1 protein-coding gene is annotated in these 725 nt (G+C 41.4%); it reads right to left on the bottom strand.

Translation table 11 applies throughout. The annotated features are described in order from the left end of the window. Positions 1–202: 202 nt before the first annotated feature. The coding region (locus A3757_RS02445; protein ID WP_068739118.1) for a tyrosine-type recombinase/integrase at positions 203–725 on the bottom strand (523 nt) is incomplete at its 5' end.

The following is a 725-nucleotide window of genomic DNA, read 5'->3' as shown; positions in this document are numbered from 1 at the left end:
CAACGAAGACATAAGCATCATGCCAGCACCAGCGCCTTTACCTTCAAACCGAATGCGGTCTTGACCGGATACAACTGCACTAAGTGTTGGATAAGCATTGGTTTTAATTGCTTGGTTGCTACATGCTGATAAGCATAGTAATACCGTCAAACCTAATAATATTTGTTTCAATCTCAGCCTCTCATTTCATCAATTCAAAACGTCAAATATCAACCTGCTCAGCAATATGTAAGGCATCGTCGATTTCAACACCGAGATATTTTACCGTACTATCCATTTTTCTATGACCTAGCAATATTTGAACAGCTCTTAAATTTTTGGTTTCACGATAGATAATCGTCGACTTTGTTCGTCGTAATGAATGCGTACCATAGGCCACCCTATCTAAGCCGAGACCTCTTACCCAACCCTCAACAATGCGGGCATACTGCCTTGTCGTAATGTGTTTAGACTTACGGCACCGACTCTTGAACAAGTAATCATCAAAACTTAAGTTTGCATGCCTCATCCAATCAAGGATAGATGCCTTACTCTTTTGCGTAATTTCGAACTGAACAGGCTGTTTTGTTTTTTGTTGAATGATGGTAGACCTCGACAGCACATCATCGCCTCGGTACACGTCACGAACTTTCAGTTTAACAAGGTCGCATCCACGTAACATGGTATCAATCGCTAGATTGAACAAAGCTAAGTCTCGACGCTTATGACTTAGCTCAAGCCGAATA

This window comes from Oleiphilus sp. HI0117 (assembly GCF_001635235.1).
The sequence above is the reverse complement of the archived record's forward strand: the minus strand, read 5'-3'. Positions and strand labels throughout refer to the sequence as shown.